Annotated in this window: 15 protein-coding genes and 1 riboswitch; of the genes, 7 read left to right on the forward strand and 8 right to left on the reverse strand. The window is 71.9% G+C overall.

What is annotated here, in order from left to right:
* Positions 1-17: 17 nt before the first annotated feature.
* Positions 18-101, reverse strand: a riboswitch (S-adenosyl-L-homocysteine riboswitch).
* Between the two features lie 42 nt (positions 102-143).
* Complete coding sequence (locus KVF89_RS09950) at positions 144-989, forward strand: PAC2 family protein (RefSeq protein ID WP_306809358.1); 846 nt, start codon at positions 144-146, stop codon at positions 987-989.
* 90 nt (positions 990-1,079) lie between these two features.
* Here KVF89_RS09950 and mshC read toward each other — a convergent pair whose 3' ends face one another.
* The 4 genes from mshC to KVF89_RS09970 are packed head-to-tail and all read right to left on the reverse strand — an operon-like array spanning position 1,080 to position 4,361.
* Positions 1,080-2,315 carry a cysteine--1-D-myo-inosityl 2-amino-2-deoxy-alpha-D-glucopyranoside ligase gene (gene mshC, locus KVF89_RS09955; RefSeq protein ID WP_257425311.1) on the reverse strand — a complete coding sequence of 412 codons (1,236 nt, stop codon included), beginning with the start codon at positions 2,313-2,315 and terminating at the stop codon, positions 1,080-1,082.
* A gap of 22 nt (positions 2,316-2,337) precedes the next feature.
* Complete coding sequence (locus tag KVF89_RS09960; protein ID WP_257425312.1) at positions 2,338-3,051, reverse strand: SCO1664 family protein; 714 nt, start codon at positions 3,049-3,051, stop codon at positions 2,338-2,340.
* Positions 3,052-3,068: 17 nt separating this feature from the next.
* Positions 3,069-3,623 carry a DUF3090 domain-containing protein gene (locus KVF89_RS09965; RefSeq protein WP_257425313.1) on the reverse strand — a complete coding sequence of 185 codons (555 nt, stop codon included), beginning with the start codon at positions 3,621-3,623 and terminating at the stop codon, positions 3,069-3,071.
* A gap of 24 nt (positions 3,624-3,647) precedes the next feature.
* A complete protein-coding gene (locus KVF89_RS09970; RefSeq protein ID WP_257425314.1) occupies positions 3,648-4,361 on the reverse strand; it encodes a histidine phosphatase family protein in 714 nt (237 codons plus the stop codon).
* Positions 4,362-4,468: 107 nt separating this feature from the next.
* On the opposite strand from KVF89_RS09970, the gene corA reads away from it, so the two are divergent.
* A complete protein-coding gene (corA, locus tag KVF89_RS09975) occupies positions 4,469-5,449 on the forward strand; it encodes a magnesium/cobalt transporter CorA (RefSeq protein WP_257425316.1) in 981 nt (326 codons plus the stop codon).
* Between the two features lie 106 nt (positions 5,450-5,555).
* On the opposite strand, the gene KVF89_RS09980 is transcribed toward corA, so the two are convergent.
* Positions 5,556-6,398, reverse strand: a complete 843-nt coding sequence (locus KVF89_RS09980) for an undecaprenyl-diphosphate phosphatase (RefSeq protein WP_257425318.1) — start codon at positions 6,396-6,398, stop codon at positions 5,556-5,558.
* A gap of 87 nt (positions 6,399-6,485) precedes the next feature.
* Between KVF89_RS09980 and KVF89_RS09985 the strand changes: the two genes are divergently transcribed.
* The 3 genes from KVF89_RS09985 to KVF89_RS09995 all read left to right on the forward strand — a co-directional run bounded on the left by KVF89_RS09985 (position 6,486) and on the right by KVF89_RS09995 (position 11,841).
* Positions 6,486-7,439: an aldo/keto reductase gene (locus KVF89_RS09985; RefSeq protein ID WP_257425319.1), complete on the forward strand. Its 954-nt coding sequence runs from the start codon at positions 6,486-6,488 to the stop codon at positions 7,437-7,439.
* Positions 7,436-7,669 (forward strand): DUF5703 family protein, encoded by a 234-nt coding sequence (locus KVF89_RS09990; RefSeq protein ID WP_372497888.1) that lies wholly within the window; start codon positions 7,436-7,438, stop codon positions 7,667-7,669. The genes KVF89_RS09985 and KVF89_RS09990 overlap by 4 nt, the downstream gene beginning before the upstream one ends.
* A 161-nt stretch (positions 7,670-7,830) precedes the next feature.
* The gene (locus KVF89_RS09995; protein WP_257425321.1) at positions 7,831-11,841 is read left to right on the forward strand and encodes a hypothetical protein; all 4,011 of its coding nucleotides are present in this window, start codon (positions 7,831-7,833) and stop codon (positions 11,839-11,841) included.
* A 63-nt stretch (positions 11,842-11,904) separates the two neighbouring features.
* On the opposite strand, the gene KVF89_RS10000 is transcribed toward KVF89_RS09995, so the two are convergent.
* On the reverse strand, positions 11,905-13,230 hold the full coding sequence (locus tag KVF89_RS10000; protein ID WP_257425322.1) for a M20/M25/M40 family metallo-hydrolase: 1,326 nt from the start codon (positions 13,228-13,230) through the stop codon (positions 11,905-11,907).
* 42 nt (positions 13,231-13,272) lie between these two features.
* On the opposite strand from KVF89_RS10000, the gene KVF89_RS10005 reads away from it, so the two are divergent.
* On the forward strand, positions 13,273-13,953 hold the full coding sequence (locus KVF89_RS10005) for a hypothetical protein (RefSeq protein WP_257425323.1): 681 nt from the start codon (positions 13,273-13,275) through the stop codon (positions 13,951-13,953).
* Between the two features lie 7 nt (positions 13,954-13,960).
* On the opposite strand, the gene KVF89_RS10010 is transcribed toward KVF89_RS10005, so the two are convergent.
* On the reverse strand, positions 13,961-14,458 hold the full coding sequence (locus KVF89_RS10010) for an aminoacyl-tRNA deacylase (protein WP_257425325.1): 498 nt from the start codon (positions 14,456-14,458) through the stop codon (positions 13,961-13,963).
* Between the two features lie 139 nt (positions 14,459-14,597).
* On the opposite strand from KVF89_RS10010, the gene KVF89_RS10015 reads away from it, so the two are divergent.
* Complete coding sequence (locus KVF89_RS10015) at positions 14,598-15,560, forward strand: LysR family transcriptional regulator (RefSeq protein ID WP_257425326.1); 963 nt, start codon at positions 14,598-14,600, stop codon at positions 15,558-15,560.
* Here KVF89_RS10015 and KVF89_RS10020 read toward each other — a convergent pair.
* A complete protein-coding gene (locus KVF89_RS10020) occupies positions 15,547-16,401 on the reverse strand; it encodes an alpha/beta fold hydrolase (protein WP_257425327.1) in 855 nt (284 codons plus the stop codon). The two genes, KVF89_RS10015 and KVF89_RS10020, sit on opposite strands and share 14 nt — an antisense overlap.
* Between the last annotated feature and the right edge of the window lie 34 nt (positions 16,402-16,435).

A 16,435-nucleotide genomic window follows, 5' to 3' on the forward strand; every position in this document is an offset into this window, starting at 1 on the left:
AAAACCATCCTTCCAGAGTATGGAAGGCGCCCTTGGTGTCTCGGCCGAGCGTGGCGGACGGCCCCGTAGATGGCTCGTCCGTTGCAACGCCTCTCGGCTGGTGCTGATGCTACCCGCGTTCGGCTGACTAGGCTGGCACAGTGATGGAGATCGAGACGATCCCCGAGCTGGTCCGGCCCGTGGTGATCGCTGCGTTCGAGGGCTGGAACGACGCCGCCGAGTCGGCGACCGCCGTGGTGGACCACCTGATGAAGGTCTGGGACGCCAAGGTGGTCGCGGCGATCGACCCGGAGGAGTACTACGACTTCCAGGTCAACCGCCCGACGGTCGGCATCGACGACAGCGGGTTCCGCAAGCTGACCTGGCCGAGCACGCACATCGCCGTGGCCTCGCCCCCGGACCTGGATCGCGACGTGATCCTGGTGCGCGGGATCGAGCCCAACATGCGGTGGCGACAGTTCACCGACGAGATCCTCGAGACCATCGACGAGCTCGGCGCCGAGCTGTTCGTGACCCTCGGCGCGCTGCTCTCCGACAGTCCACACACCCGGCCGATCCCGGTGTCCGGCTCGACGACCGAGGCCGACCTGATGGACCGGCTGGTGCTGGAGCAGTCGACCTACGAGGGCCCGACCGGGATCGTCGGCGTGCTGCAGGACGCCTGCGCCCGCATCGACATCCCCGCGGTCTCCTACTGGGCGGCCGTCCCGCACTACGTCGCCCAGCCGCCCTGCCCGAAGGCCACCCTCGCGCTGCTCACCCGGCTGGAGGACCTGCTGGAGATCCCCATGCCCCTCGGCGAGCTGCCCGACGAGGCCCGGGCCTGGGAGCGCGGGGTCGACGAGCTGGCCGAGGAGGACGAGGACATCGCCGAGTACGTGCGCTCGCTGGAGGAGTCACGGGACACCGCCGACCTCCCGGAGGCGTCCGGTGAGGCGATCGCGCGGGAGTTCGAGCGGTACCTCAAGCGGCGGGGCGAGGAGTCCTGAGCCTGCGGGATTGTTGCGGTTTGGTCCCAAACCGCAACAATCCAGGCCGATCAGATGCAGTCTCTGCCCAATCGAGGCAGGTCCTGACGGCTACAGCGCGAGACCCAGCGCGGCGTCGAGGACCGGCAGGAGGGTGACGGCGGCCTCGGGGTCGCTGGTGTCGGCCAGCCCGTCGGTGCCGAGCGTGGCCCGCACCCAGGCGTCGACGGCGGCCGTGGCGCGGGGGGCGTCCAGGTCGTCGGCCAGCGCGGCGAGGAGCTCCTCGACCACGGGTGCGGCGGGCGCCCCGGCGCCCAGCGCGAGGGCGCGCCGCCACTCGGCGACGTCGTCCACCGCCCGCCACAGGTGGGCGTCGGTCCACTCCCAGTCGCTGCGGTAGTGATGGCGCAGCAGGGCCAGCCGGATCGCCATCGGGTCGATGTCGCTGTTGCGCAGCGCCGACACGAAGACCAGGTTGCCCAGGGACTTCGACATCTTCTCGCCGTCGTAGGCCACCATGCCGGCGTGGGTGTAGACCCGCGCGAACGACTCACCGGTCGCGACCTGCACGTGGCCGGCACACATCTCGTGGTGCGGGAAGACCAGGTCGCTGCCGCCGGCCTGCACGTCGAACGCCGCGCCGAGATGGGTCAGCGCGATCGCCGCGCACTCGATGTGCCAACCGGGTCGCCCAGGGCCGAACGGGCTGTCCCAGGCGGGCTCGCCGTCGCGCTCACCGCGCCACACGACGCAGTCGAGGGGGTCCTTCTTGCCGGGACGGTCCGGGTCGCCGCCGCGCTCGCCGAAGAGGCGGAGCATGGTCTCGCGGTCGTAGTTGGACTCCTCGCCGAAGGCGGGGTCCGCCGCGACCGAGAAGTAGAGGTCCTGGTCCACGCGGTAGACCGACCCGGCCGCCTCGAGGCGCTCGATCAGCTCGATCACCAGCGGGATGGACTCGACGGCGCCGACGTACTCCACCGGCGGGAGCACGCGCAGTGCCTCCATGTCCTTGCGGAAGAGCTCGGTCTCGCGCTCGGCGAGCTCCACCCAGTCGACGCCGACCTTGTCGGCACGCTCGAGCAGCGGGTCGTCGACGTCGGTGACGTTCTGGACGTAGCGCACCTCGTGGCCGGCGCTGCGCCACGCCCGGTTGAGCAGGTCGAAGGCCACATAGGTGTTGGCGTGGCCGATGTGTGTGGCGTCGTACGGCGTGATGCCGCAGACGTAGAGGCGCGCGGGGCCGTCGGGGCGGCTCTCGACCCTGCCGCCGGAGGCGGTGTCGTGGAGGACGACCTGGGGGCCGGAGACCGGGAGCACCGGGAGGCCCGGTGCGTTCCATGCGCGCATGCCTCGATGTTAGGGGTTGGCTCTAGAAGGGCGGCCAGGGGATGGCCGGCCAGCTCCCGGAGGGGCCGGGCAGCGTACCGGCCGCCAGCAGTCGTTCGGTACGACGCTCCAGTGCCTGGATCTCGTGCTCGGCGAGGTGGGTACTCAGCCGCTCGCCGAGCTCGCCGCGGACCGCGGCCAGCACCGCGGTGACCACGTCGGTCTCCTCGGGGGTCAACCGGCTCCCCGCCCAGCCCCACAAGACGGTGCGCAGCTTGGCCTCGTGGTGGAACGCGACGCCGTGGTCGACGCCGTACCGGTGTCCGCCAGGCATGGCGAGGACGTGTCCACCCTTGCGGTCGGCGTTGTTGACCAGCACGTCGTAGACGGCGATCCGGCGCAGCGTGAGGGAGTCCTCGTGGACGAGGATCACCGGGTGATCGCGCTCGTCGAGTCCCTCGACGACCTCGAGCCAGCCGGGGGCCGCCTCGCCGGAGCGGACCAGGTCGACCGCGCTGTCGTCGGGGTCGACCTGCTGCCACTCCTGGACCATGCCGGGGCCGTGGGGACCCTCGCCCCACCAGGTGCGCGGCACCAGGTCCCAGCCGGTGGCCTCCGAGACCAGGTAGGCGCTGACCTCGCGGTCGGCGAGGGTGCCGTCCGGGAAGTCCCACAGCGGTCGCTCCCCGGCCACCGGCTTGTAGACGACCTCGCGCCCGTCGAGCTCGGCGAGGAAGGTCGCGTTGGAGGCCGGCATGATCCGGCCCTGGAGGATCATGGATCGCGGCGCTTGAACCCGTTGGCCCGCACGCACAGGTGACCTTCGGGGTCGATCGGGTGCCCGCAGAAGGGACAGCTCGGCCGGCCGGCTCCGACGACGTGCTCGGCCCGGCGCACGAACGCCCGGGCCTGCCCCGGCTCGAGGCGGACCAGGAGCAGCTCGGCCGGGTCCTCGCCGTCGGTCAGCTCGACCGGCTCCTCGCCCACCGGGAACACCTCGACGACGACCCGCTCGTCGTCGGGATCCCACGAGAGGGTCATCGTGCCGGCGCGGAACTCCTCCTCGATGGGCAGCTCCAGCGGCCGGTCGTCGGTGAGACCGAACGGCGCCATCGCGGGCACGACGGCGCGCGCCCGGCCGTCGGCGATCACCTCGTCGAGCAGCTCGTCGATCCGCTCGGCCAGGGCCGCGACCTGCTGCTTCTCCAGCGCGACCGTGACCAGCTTCGAGCCGGCCCGCGCCTGGAGGAAGAAGGTGCGGCCGCCGGGCTCGCCGACGGTGCCGGCGACGAAGCGCTCGGGCGGGTCGAATCCGTGGACGATCGGCATACCCCTGAGCCTATCGACGTGTCGTCAGGCCGGGCCGGCGCCACCGCCGACAGCCGCTCCGCGGGACCGCGTCCGGCGTCGACCTGGCTTCGGCGCGAGCCAGGACAGGTCGCCGTCATGGGTGTTGCTGGCCAGCACGTAGGGCCGGTCGGGCGCATAGCGGACGATGGACACCGACGCCGGGTCGACGTTGATCCGCTGGAACAGGTCGAGGTGCATGCCGAGCGCGTCGGCCAGCACGGACTTGATGATGTCGCCGTGGCTCACCGCCACCCAGACGGCGTCGGGACCGTGGTCGCGGGTGATCTCGGCGTCGAGTCGCCGCACGGCCGCCACCGCCCGGTGCTGCATGGCGACCATCGACTCCCCGCCGGGGAACACGGCCGCCGACGGCTGGTGCTGGACGGTCTTCCACAGCGGCTCGCGGACCAGATCCTTGAGCGAGCGGCCCTGCCACTCGCCGTAGTCACACTCCGCGAGCCCCTTCTCGGTGACCGCCCTGGTCGTCGCGTGGCCGGCGTCGCGCTGGCCGGCGGCGACCGCGCGGGCGGTCTGCCGACAGCGCTCCTGCGGGCTGGTGACGAGTGCCGCCACCGCAACGCTCCCGATCCGGGCTCCGGCCCGCGCGGCCTGCTGCGTGCCGAGCTCGTCGAGCCGGACGCCCGCGGTCCGGCCGGCGAGCAGGCCGGAGGCGTTCGCGGTGGTCCGGCCGTGCCGGACCAGCAGCAGGGTGGCCATGGCCGCGAGCGTAGCCGGGCCGGTCACGACGTCGGCGCCCGCGGTCGGCACGTGACCCGCTGGCCGGGATCGACCGCCAGCGGCGGGCGTGGGGCTAGCGTGAGCCCGTGATCGTCGACAGCGCCGTCTACCGGCACGGCGTCCGCCTCCCCGTGGACTGCCATCTGCACGACTACGCCGCGCTGCGCGCCGCGGCGAACAACGAGCACGACTTCGTCTGGGTCGGGCTCTACGAGCCCAGCCACATCGAGCTCGGCGAGATCGCCGCGGCCTTCGACCTCCACCCGCTCGCGGTCGAGGACGCGGTCGTCGCGCACCAGCGACCCAAGTTGGAGACCTACGCGAACAGCCTTTTCCTCGTCCTCAAGACGCTCTGGTACGTCGACGAGGACGACGCCGTGGAGACCGGCGAGATCAACGTCTTCATCGGCACCGACTTCGTGATCACCGTCCGGCACGGGCGCGGCTCGGCCCTCAGTGACGCCCGTCACGAGCTCGAGAAGAAGCAGGCCGTCCTCGACCACGGGCCGTCGGCCGTCGTCTACGCCGTGTGCGATGCCGTCGTCGACGGCTACACGGCGGTCGTCGCCGAGCTGCAGATCGACGTCGACGAGGTCGAGGCCTCCGTCTTCTCCGACCGGCGCACCCAGGACGGCGACCGGATCTACATCCTCAAGCGCGAGCTCTCCGAGGTACGACGAGCCGTGCTCCCCCTGCGTGAGCCGATGCGCCGCTTCGCGACCGGCAGCGTCGACCTCGTCGAGGCGGAGTCCGCACCCTTCTTCCGCGATGTCAGCGACCATCTCGCCCAGGCCGCCGAGGAGATGGACACCCTCGACGGACTCCTGTCGTCGGCGTTCGACGCCCACGTGTCCCGGATCGCGATGCAGCAGAACGACGACATGCGCAAGATCTCCGCCGGCGCCGCGCTCGTCGTCGTGCCGACGCTGATCGCCGGGGTCTACGGCATGAACTTCACCCACATGCCCGAGCTGGACTGGACCTTCGGCTACCCGTTCGCGATCGCGCTGATGGTCTCGACCATGGCCGGGCTGTGGATCTTCTTCAAGAAGGCCGGGTGGTTCTGAGGCTCCTCAGGGCGCCCTGACTCTTGTTGCGGTTTGGTCCCAAACCGCAACAATCCGGCCCGCAGCCATGCAGTCTCTGCCCAATGGATGACTGGTCAGACCACGGTCAGGAACTGAGCACGCCCGCGCCGAGGAGCACGAGGACCGCGGTGCCGAGCAGGACCCGGTAGATCACGAACGGCGTGTAGGACCTCGTGCTGACCCAGCGCAGCAGCCACGCGATGGCGGCGTACCCGACGACGAAGGACACGACCGTGGCGGTGATGGTCGGCCCCCAGCCGTAGTCGGCCTCGCCGGGGTGGGCCGTGCCGACGTCGCCGATCTCCTTGAGCTCGAACAGCCCGGCGCCGACCACGGCGGGGATGGCGAGGAGGAAGGCGAAGCGGGTGGCTGCCTCCCGCTCGTAGCCGAGGAAGCGGCCCATCGACAGGGTCGCACCGGAGCGGGACACGCCGGGGACGAGTGCCATCGCCTGGGCGCCGCCCATCAGGACGGCGTCGCGCAGTCGCATCTGCTTGATCGCCTTCTCGTTGCGACCGATCCGGTCCGCGAGCCCGAGGACCAGGCCGAGGACGATCAGCGTGCAGCCGATGATCCACAGGTTGCGGAAGTCGCGCTCAATGACGTCCTTGAGGAGGATGCCGAGGAGCACGATCGGGAGCGAGCCGACGATGATGTACCAGCCCATCCGCGCGTCGAGGGCACCGCGGTACTCCGGCTTGAACAGGGACAGCACCCAGGCCCGGGCGATCCGCCAGATGTCCTTGCGGAAGTAGACGAGCACGGCCAGCTCGGTGCCGATCTGGATCACCGCCGTGAAGGCCGCGCCGGGGTCACCCCAGCCGAACAGGTCGGGGAAGATCCGCAGGTGCGCACTGCTGGAGATCGGGAGGAACTCGGTCAGTCCCTGGAGCACGCCGAGGAACACTGCCTGCAGGAAGTCCGCCACGACGCGCCATCCTAGGGAGTCGCCGGTCACGCGCGTCATCGGCGTGCCCGGCGCGTCCCGCTCGGCCGGGCCGATACGTTGTGCCCCATGCAGCAGCGGTACGTCGGCGCCAGCGGCCTCCAGGTGTCGCGCCTCGCCCTCGGCACGATGACGTGGGGCAAGGACACCGACGAGCACGAGGCCCGTGACCAGCTGACGGCGTTCGTCGAGGCCGGCGGGACGACCGTCGACACGGCCGCCGGCTACACCGACGGTCGCTCCGAGGCGCTGCTCGGCACGCTGCTCGGCGATGTCGTACGCCGCGAGGACGTGGTGCTGGCCACCAAGGCCGGGATCTGGCGGCGCGGGTCGGAGCGGGTCACCGACACCTCGCGCGGCGCGATGCTGCGGGGCCTCGACACGTCGTTGAAGCGGCTCGGCACCGACCACGTCGACCTGTGGCAGGTGCACATCTGGAGCGACGACGTGCCGCTCGAGGAGACGCTGGGCGCGCTCGACCACGCGGTCGCGAGCGGCCGGGCGACGTACGTCGGCATCTCGAACTACGACGGCTGGCAGACCGCCCGCGCGGTGACGCTGCAGGAGGCGTCGGCGGGGCGGGCCCGGATCGCGTCGACCCAGATGGAGTACTCGCTGGTCAACCGGCGGGTCGAGCGGGAGGTGCTGCCCGCCGTCGAGGCCCTCGGCATCGGCCTGTTCCCGTGGTCGCCGCTCGGCCGAGGCGTGCTCACCGGCAAGTACCGCTCCGGCACCCCCTCGGACTCCCGCGCCGCCTCACCGGTCTTCGCCGGCTTCGTCGACGCCTACCTCGACGAGCACAGCCGCGGCATCGTCGAGGCGGTCGCCCGCGCGGCCGACGGCCTGGGCTGGACGCCGTTGGAGGTCGCGCTGGTGTGGGTCCGGGACTCCCCCGGTGTCACCGCGCCCGTCGTGGGTGCCCGCACCGCCGCGCAGCTGGCCGGGGCGCTCGGCTCGGAGGCGAAGGTGCTGCCACCGGAGATCAGGGCGGCGCTGGACGACGTGTCCGGAGGTGCCGCGTGACCCACTCCCTGCTGCGTCCCGGCCTGATGCGCGGACTCGGACGTGGGGTCGAGTGGGAGTTCGACCAGGTGACCTTCGACCGCGAGTTCTCGCGCAACATGGTCGCCAAGCTGCTCGTCGAGCGGGCCGAGCACGGCGGCTGGGAGCTGGACCGGGTGCAGATCGGGCCGGACGGCAAGCGCCGGGTGGTGCTGCGGCGCAAGATCATCCGGGCCGTCCGCACCGCCTGAGCACCGCCTGAGCACCGCCTGAGCACCGGCGCGGCCCCAGCGCGGCCCCAGCGCCGGGGCGCGGGTGTCCAGCGCAACGGCGCCGTCACCAAGTTGAAACATGCACTACCTAGGTTCGCGATCTCTCGGGCATCCATCACCCCAGGTAGGAGCAACCTTCGATGACGCTGATCAGCGCGCCCGTGTGGCGCCTGCTGGTGCTGGCGCTGGCGGTGAGCACGCTCGGCGTGCCCGCTGCCATGGCCGCAGCCCCCCAGCCGCAGACCGCGGCACCCACCGCCGAGCTGCCCGACCCGCTGGATCGTGGCAGCTACACGCCGGCGACCGTCCAGGAGGCCAAGCTCGGCCTGGTCGACCTGCAGGAGCCCGCCTCCGACGGGTCGGCGCCGGCCGCCGGCACGGCCAGGGCCGCCGAGCAGCTGGAGGTCCGCGGCGCCCTCTACTACCCGCAGGACCGGACCGAGCCGTCGCCGGTCATCATCCTGGTGCACGGCAACCACGGCTCCTGCGACGCCGGACAGGATCCGGTGACCGCCTCGTGCGCCCAGTTCAAGCGCAACGAGGCGGGCTACGCCTATCTCGGCGAGAACCTCGCGACCTGGGGCTACACCACGTTCTCCGTCTCGCAGGACCAGATGATGATGCGCCAGGACGGGCCCAAGGGCAAGGGCATGCACCAGCGCCGCAAGCTCATCGCCGCGGCCCTCGACGCTCTCAGCGCGGCCAACGAGGCAGGCGGGCTGCCTGTCGACGAGCACACCACGATCGGGACCACGCTGGCCGGCCGGCTCGACATGACCCGGATCGGGCTGATGGGTCACTCCCGCGGCGGCGACGCGGTCACCAGCTTCATCGACTACAACCGGATCCGGACCGACGGGCCGCGCTACCCCCTGCGCGGCGTGATCTCCCTGGCTCCGGTCGACTACGAGCGCAAGGCGCCGTACGGCACGCCCTACCTGTCGATCCTCCCGTGGTGCGACGGCGACGTCTCGAACCTGCAGGGCGCCCGGTTCTTCGAGCGCAGCCAGTACATCAACGCCGACGATCCGTTCCCGCGCATCCAGTCGTCCCAGCTGGGCGCGAACCACAACTGGTACAACACGGTGTGGTTCGCCGACGGCCAGGACGGTGGCAACGTCACCGACGCCGCCTGCGGTGACTCCCGCCCGACCAACAGCAACAACGTGCAGCCGAACAACCTGCGACTCAGCGGGGCGGCGAGCTACGACAACCCGTGGTCCTACGTCCTGGACAACTCCGACACCTACAACCCGCTGGTCAACACGAAGATCTCGGGCGACCCCGCCCGGATGGGCGACCAGGAGAAGATCGGGCTGGCCACGATGGGCGCCTTCTTCCGCCGGTACGTCGGCGGTGAGGGCGCGTTCGAGCCGTACCTGACCGGCGAGCTGTCGGACACCCCGACCCACGAGCAGATCCCGGCCTCGGCCTGCCCGACCAGCGTGTCGGGCACCCGGATCGCGTGCGCAGAACGGGTCTCGACGAGCTACTTCCCGGCGGCCGGCGAGCGGATCGACGTGATCCGGCCCGAGGTCACCAACCCGCTCAGCCTCAACGCCGTCGGCGGTGCGCTGACCGGCAGCGGGTTCGTGAACCCGTATCTCGCCGACGGCGGTGTCTCACCGCTCCCGAAGGCGACGGCCGGCGGCTACGACTGGTGCAACCCGGAGCCGGACGACTTCGCTCCCGCGCAGCTCGGCAAGGGCAGCCAGCCCACCGGCGCCAAGGCCTGCCCGCTGCCGGGGAAGGCGGCGCTCGGCGGCCAGAACGGAACCCGGGAGAACGCGCCGGTCAACCACTCCTACGGTCGCCAGCTCGCGCTGGCCTGGGAGTCGGGCAGCGACGCGGTCCTGACGGCCGACATCCCGGCCGCCTCCGCCGACGTCAGCGGACTCAAGGCCCTCGCCCTGGGCGCGGACGTCAACTTCTTCGACACCCGCAACCCGGGTGCGGACTCGGAGGAGCGGACCTACGACCCGGCCTCGACCACGCAGGACTTCCAGATCGTGCTCGTCGACGCCGCGGGCCACGAGGCGGTCGTCAACGCCGGCGACCCGCGGTGGGGCAACGCCCTGCACATGTCCACGGGCACGCAGACCTCGCGGACCCATATCGTGCTCGACCAGATCCGGGTGCCGCTCACCGAGTTCGCCGCGCAGGGCGTCGACCTGAGCGCGATCGACACGCTGGAGCTCCGGTTCGGTGGTGCGGGCCTGCCCCAGTCGGGCTCGATCCAGCTCGCCGACGTCCGGTTCCAGGAGGCGGCCGTGGACGCTCCGCTGGTCCTCTCCGACGGCACGGACGTCGACCAGGGGGCCGGGTACGGTCCGCCGGCGACGGGTCCGGACCCGGCGGAGTTCCTCGCCGAGACGGACAACGCGCCCGGCAACCTGTCCCTGGTCGACACCGTCGGCGAGGCTGCCGCCAACACCGCCTGGGTGGTCGACGACGACCGCGCGCAGTGTCCCGACGCCAACTACACGTCCATCCAGACCGCGGTGGACTTCGCCTCCCCGTGGGACACCATCGTGGTCTGCGAGGGCGTCTACGAGGAGTCCTCGACACCGGTCTCCGGACCGGGCAACCCGGTCGCCACCGGCGCCCTGAACGGCCTGACCATCACCAAGCCGCTCAGGATCAAGGGAGCCGGCGCGGACAAGGTCACCATCAAGCCCGACCCGTCCATCGGTGACCTCGCCGGCCTCACGCCGTACCTGCGCGATGGCGGCGGCAATGTCATCACCGTGTCGCGGCAGTCCCTCGGCTCCACCGACACCAACGAGATGTTCGTGGACATCTCGGGCGTGACCGTGACGTCCGGCGACACCTGGGCCGAGGCGGGCATCGCCTTCTTCGGCGCGGCGGGCCGGGTCTCGGAGAGCAAGGTCGGACCGCTGCGCACGGCGAGCGACGCCGGCGAGCTGGCCGAGCACCCGCACGGCTGGGGTGTCGTGAAGACCGGTGTCATCCAGGGCGCCGGGCCCGGCACCGTCGAGTCGGAGGTCACCGTCGCAGACAGCCAGGTCACCGGCTACCAGTCGGGCGGCATCCTCTTCGATGGCGCCAAGGGCGTCGACGGAGGACCCGCGAACACCGTGCGGACCGGGATCATCCAGAACGGCTACGTCCTCGACACCGCCGTGACCGGTACGCCGGGCAGCACCTTCCCGCAGATCGGCGTGAAGTTCACCAGCGGTATGCAGGGCAAGATCTCGGGCAGCCGGATCACCGGCAACTACTACCGGCCCGACCCGACGCGGTCCTACGGCATCCTGCTGGCCGACGCCGGCACCGAGGGATCGCTGTCCGGCGAGTCCAGCATCGTCACCGGCAACGGCTGGGCGGTCTACAACGGCACGGCGGACCTGTCCGGTGTCCGCGGCGACGCGCCGTTCGCCCTGCGGACGAGCTACGTCGGCACGGGCGACCCGGTGGCCGGGGGGCCGTCGGACCCGGCCAACGGTCTCGAGGCGATCTCGGGCAGCGGATCGGTGACGCTCCTGCAGCGCCAGTCGACGATGCCGTCCGGCGTTCCGACCGGTCCTGGTGCGCCCACGGACGCGGCGCCCACCGCGGCGCTCGTCGATCCCGGCAGCGGCGTGTCGCTGAAGGTCGGGGAGACCCTGCTGCCGGTCGCGCTGGGTCGTGACGACCATGCCGTGCGTTCGGCCAGCCTCCTGGTCGACGGCGACGTCGTGGAGACGGTGTCCCACGCGCCGTACGTCTTCCGCTGGACGCCGGGCGGGAAGGACGCCGGCAGGAGCGTGGCGCTCTCGACGACGGTGACCGACTCGGCGGGCCAGGCGACGACCTCACCGGCGGTCACCGTCGCGGTGACCAAGGAGGTCATCGCCCCGGCCGCCACGGTCATCGGCATGGCGAAGAACAAGAAGAAGGGCACGGCCCAGGTCGCCGTGGCGCTCAACACCGCGGGCACCGTGGTGCTCGCCGGACCCGGAGTCGCGGCGAAGTCGGCCACCACGGCGGGCGCCGACACGGCGACGCTCGTCGTCAAGCCCAAGGGGAAGCTGAAGAAGAAGCTGCAGAAGAAGGGCCGGGCCAAGGTCGCCGTCACCCTCACCTTCACCAGCGCCGGTGGCACGGTCACCGTGACCGAGGTGGTGAAGCTGGTCCGCAAGAGGAAGTGAGATGGGCGACGGGCGGGACGCGGCTCGGGCCGCGTCCCGCCCGTTCGTCGTGCGCCTGCCGGGTCAGGCCTCGTCGAGGAAGCGATCCAGCACCCGGGCGCCGAACTCCAGCGCGTCGACCGGGACCCGCTCGTCGACGCCGTGGAAGAGCGCGGTGAAGTCGAGGTCGTCGGGCAGCCGCAGCGGCGCGAAGCCGAAGGAGCGCATGCCGAGCTTCGTGAAGTGCTTGGCATCCGTCCCGCCGCTCATGAGGTACGGCGCCACGAGCGCGTCGGGATCCTCCGCGAGCAGGCTACGGGTCATCGCGTCGACCAGCGCGCCGTCGTACGGCGTCTCCCAGGGCGCCTGCTTGGAGACGAAGTCGATGTCCACGCCCTCGCCGGTGAGCTCGGCGAGCGTCGCGAAGAACTCCTCCTCGTGGCCGGGCAGGAACCGGCCGTCGACGTGGGCCGTGGCCTCGGTCGGGATGACGTTGACCTTGTAGCCCGCCTCGAGCATGGTCGGGTTGGTCGAGTTGCGGAGCACGGCGCCGAGCATCCGGGCCGCTCCGCCGAACTCCTCGACCAGGGCCGGGGCATTCTCCGGGGTCGCCTCGACGCCGGCCAGCTCGCCGACGGTCGCCAGCAGCGTCCGCATGGTCGGCGTGAGCCGGACCGGCCAGTCGTGGGCGCCGATCCGTGCCACCGCCGACGCCAGCCGGGTCACCGCGTTGTCGTCGTTCAGCATCGAGCCGTGGCCGGCGCGGCCGCGGGCGCTCAGCCGCATCCACGCGATGCCCTTCTCGGCAGCCTCGATGAGGTAGAGCCGGCGGCCGCGGACCGTCGTGCTGAAGCCGCCGACCTCCCCGACCGCCTCGGTGCAGCCCTCGAACCACTCGGCGTGGTTCTCCACGAGCAGCTGGGCGCCGTGGTGGCCGCCCGCCTCCTCGTCCGCGGTGAAGCAGAGCACGATCTCCCGCTCGGGGACCCGCCCGGCCCGCTGACGGGCCCGGACCACCGAGAGCAGCATCGCGTCGAAGTCCTTCATGTCGACCGCGCCGCGGCCCCACACGTAGCCGTCCTGGACCTCGCCACTGAACGGATGCACGGCCCAGTCCTCGGCCGCGGCGGGTACGACGTCGAGGTGGCCGTGCAGCAGCAGCGCTCCGCGGTCCCCGCCGGTCGGCGCGGTGTCGCCACCCCAGCGGGCCAGCACGTTGGCGCGTCCCGGCGCCGTCTCGATCACCTCGGCCGCGATGCCCACCTCGTCGAGGAGCGTGGCCACGTGCTCGGCCGCCTTCCGCTCGCCCGTGCTCTCGCCGCCACCGTAGTTGGAGGTGTCGATCCGGATCAGGTCGCGGCACAGGTCGACGACCTCGCCGGCGACGTCGTGGGTGGTGGAGTCGGCCATGCCGTCATCGTCCCACGCAGGGCCACGCACTAGCGTGCTGCCGTGGCACCTCCGCAGTGGCAGCAGTACTCCCCCGACGACACGCCGGACCCCGACGCGTCGCCGACCCCGCCGGCGTACCAGCCGCCGAAGCCGCCGAAGCGGGTCCGGTCGGTCGCGGAGCGGACCGTCCGCACGGGTGGCGGGTCGTCGGTCGGGCTCGCCGTGGGCGGGGTGGCGGCGGTGGCCGGCGCGACCGCCCTGATCTTCGCGCTGGCGGGCGGCAGTGACCCGCCGGGTGCCGACGCGCCGCAGACCGACGCGGGGTTCGACGCGCTGGTCGCGGCTCTGGAGGAGGAGACCGGGTCGACGCAGGTCCGCAGCGTCGTCATCTACCCCGAGTACGCCGTGGTCGACGCGCCCTACAAGCCGGAGGACCCGAGCGACGAGCGTGAGCTCAGCTTCTACTGGGACGGTGAGCTGGACGAGCCGAGCAAGGGCACCGGCGACGAGGAGCCGTTCGATCTCGCCACCGTCGACAGCGCCGTCCTGGACGGCCTCTGTCCGCAGGTGGAGCAGCTCGTCGAGGACCCTGACGGCTGCTACCTGATCATCGAGCGGCCTGACGCCGAGGACGAGACGCCGGCGTGGGTCTCGGCCTACGCGAGCAACGAGTTCAACCAGACCGCCTACGTCGAGTTCGGTCTCGACGGCGCCGTGGTGGAGGTCCACCCGGCGACCTGAGCGCCGGTCAGCGCGGCGGGGCGGTGACGTCGGCGACGGTGGCGTCGAGGGCGGCGACGAGTGCTTCCCCGTCGACGGTCAGCGCGACGCCGTACCCGCCCCCGCCGACGGAGACGGCGCCCGTGACCCGGCTGTCGGCGATGACCGGCAGCGGCGTCGTGGCGCCGAGCGGCGTGATCGTGCCGCGGACGTAGCCGGTCACCTCGCGGGCGGCGTCGGCCGACGGCATCGAGATCCGGTTGACGCCGAGCAGCGTGCGCAGCCGCGGCCAGGAGATCTCCCGGTCGCCGGGCACCAGGACGAAGCGGTGGTCGCCCTCGGCGACCCGCACGACCATGGTCTTCACGATCTGCCTCGGCTCGACGCCACGCACGGCGGCCGCCTCCTCCAGCGAGCCCACCGGCCCGTGCCGGGTCACCTCGAAGGACAGGCCGAGCTGCTCGGCGGCGGCGATGGCGCGGGCGGACTGGTCGGTCGGGTCGGGCCGCAGCGGGTGGTCGGACACCTCATCAATCTAGGACCCGGCCCCAGCCCGAGGCACGGCCGGGGAATGGCGTGCAGCCGCTAGCATCGAGACTCCCCCGGTCCGCCGCACGGCTCCCACGGTCGTGGCGGCGCCCGGGCCGACTCGCGACGGAGCCTGCGTGCCGACGATCGATCCCCGACGCCTCCTCGTCCTGCGCGCCTTCGTGCTGTCCGACTCGGTCACCGCGACCGCGGCGGCACTGCACCTGACCCCCTCCGCGGTCTCGCAGCAGCTCGCCGCGCTCGAGCGCGAGGTCGGCCACGCCCTCGTCGTACGCACGGGACGCAAGCTGGCCCTGACCCCGGCCGGACGGATCCTCGCCGAGCACGCCGAGGAGATCAGCTCGCGGCTGAAGCTGGCGGAGGCCGATCTCGCGGCGCACGCCGGTGGCGTGCTGGGTCAACTGCGGATCGGCGCCTTCCCGACCGCGATCGGCTGGGTGGTCGCACCGGCGATCGTCGAGCTACGCCGCCAGGCGCCCGGCGTCGACGTCACGGTCGTCGACGCCGAGGCACACATGAGCCATCGGATGCTGATGCGCGGGGACATCGACGTCACCGTGAGCCTGGAGTACGAGTCCGATCCCGAGCGCGACTCCCCCGACATCGCGAAGTTCCCGCTCTACATCGAGCGGTTCAAGGCCGTGCTGCCCCACGGGCATCCCTTGGCCGGCGAGGAGGGCATCGAGCTCACCCAGCTCAGCGAGGAGGGCTGGATCATGCCCTCGCCCGGCAACCCGTGCCGCACGATGGTGCTGCAGGCGTGCGCCGAGGTGGGCTTCCACCCGCCGATCGCGCACGTCTCCGACGACTACCGGGCCGCGGTGGCGCTGGTGGCCGCCGAGGCCGGGATCTGCCTGGTGCCGGAGTCGGCGCTGTCGGCGCGCGACGCCGAGTGGGTGACGATCCTGCCCACGCGTGGCATCGCGCCGCTGCGCAAGGTGATCATGACGACCCGGCGCGACAACCAGGGGCACCCGGTGGTGCGCGCGGGGCTGGAGGCGATGCGGGCCGCGCTCGCCGAGCCGGACTCGGAGATCTACGGCCCGCTCGCGCGGTCCGACACCTTCAGCGTGGAGTGACCGCTCCCACCGACGGGGCGTTCTCGCGCAGGAAGGCGTCCACGTGCCGGTGGTACTCCTCCGGCTTGTCGCGGCGCACGCAGTGGTGTGCCCCCTCGATGACGACGACGTCGAAACCGGGCGCGACGGCGGTGAGCCGCTCACGGGAGTGCCTGTCGACGATGACGTCGCCGGTGCCGGTCACCAGCAGCGCCGGTACGCCGGCCGGGCCCACGGTGATCTGCCGCGCGGTCGGCGTCCAGATCCGGCGCTTCTCGTGCAGTCGCTGGTCCATGTAGTCGGTGTCGACGGCCTTCATCGCCTCGGCCAGGGGCAGCAGCTCCTGCTCGGGCCAGTGCGGCTTGAGCTCGCGCTGCAGGGCGACGAGCTCCTCGACGGTGGACGTGTCGACCTCGTCGAACGGGTCCCGCTCGCGCTGGTCGGCGGGCACGCTGAGCCACGGGTTGGGCCCGGCCTCCGGCACCCACCACGGCGGGTCCTCCAGCACGACGCCGGCGACCAGGTGCGGTGCGTCGGCCGCGACGAAGGCGGCGATCCGGGCGCCCATCGAGTGTCCGACGACCAGGGTCTTGCGCCCGCTGTCCGCCAGCAGGTCGCCGAGGATGTCGATCGCGTCCTGCACCATCACGTCGGTGGACGGCACGCCCTCGTGGTCAGGCCGCCGACTCGGCGACTTCCCGTGGCCCCGGGCGTCCGGTGCCACGATGTGGAAGTCGCCGCCCCAGCGGTCGACGGCGTCTCCGTAGCACTCGCCGGACTCCACGGCGCCGTGCAGGATGAGGATGGCGGGCGCATCTGCTGCGCCCCGCCCGTACGTCCGGACGAACAGGTCGGTTCCCACGTGTCTTCCTTCTATCAGTGAGTCATGGTGCTGA

It is taken from the genome of Nocardioides carbamazepini (assembly GCF_024614185.1).
GTDB lineage: Bacteria > Actinomycetota > Actinomycetes > Propionibacteriales > Nocardioidaceae > Nocardioides > Nocardioides carbamazepini.

Bases quoted from the DNA above. Each gene is read 5' to 3' on its own strand.
- KVF89_RS09970 (WP_257425314.1), bottom strand. From the start codon at position 4,361: ATGGCCACCCTGCTGCTGGTCCGGCACGGCCGGACCACCGCGAACGCC.
- KVF89_RS09960 (WP_257425312.1), bottom strand. From the start codon at position 3,051: ATGCCGGCCTCCAACGCGACCTTCCTCGCCGAGCTCGACGGGCGCGAG.
- KVF89_RS09985 (WP_257425319.1), top strand. From the start codon at position 6,486: ATGCAGCAGCGGTACGTCGGCGCCAGCGGCCTCCAGGTGTCGCGCCTC.
- mshC (WP_257425311.1), bottom strand. From the start codon at position 2,315: ATGCGCGCATGGAACGCACCGGGCCTCCCGGTGCTCCCGGTCTCCGGC.
- KVF89_RS09965 (WP_257425313.1), bottom strand. From the start codon at position 3,623: ATGCCGATCGTCCACGGATTCGACCCGCCCGAGCGCTTCGTCGCCGGC.
- KVF89_RS09995 (WP_257425321.1), top strand. From the start codon at position 7,831: ATGACGCTGATCAGCGCGCCCGTGTGGCGCCTGCTGGTGCTGGCGCTG.
- KVF89_RS10000 (WP_257425322.1), bottom strand. From the start codon at position 13,230: ATGGCCGACTCCACCACCCACGACGTCGCCGGCGAGGTCGTCGACCTG.
- KVF89_RS09950 (WP_306809358.1), top strand. From the start codon at position 144: ATGGAGATCGAGACGATCCCCGAGCTGGTCCGGCCCGTGGTGATCGCT.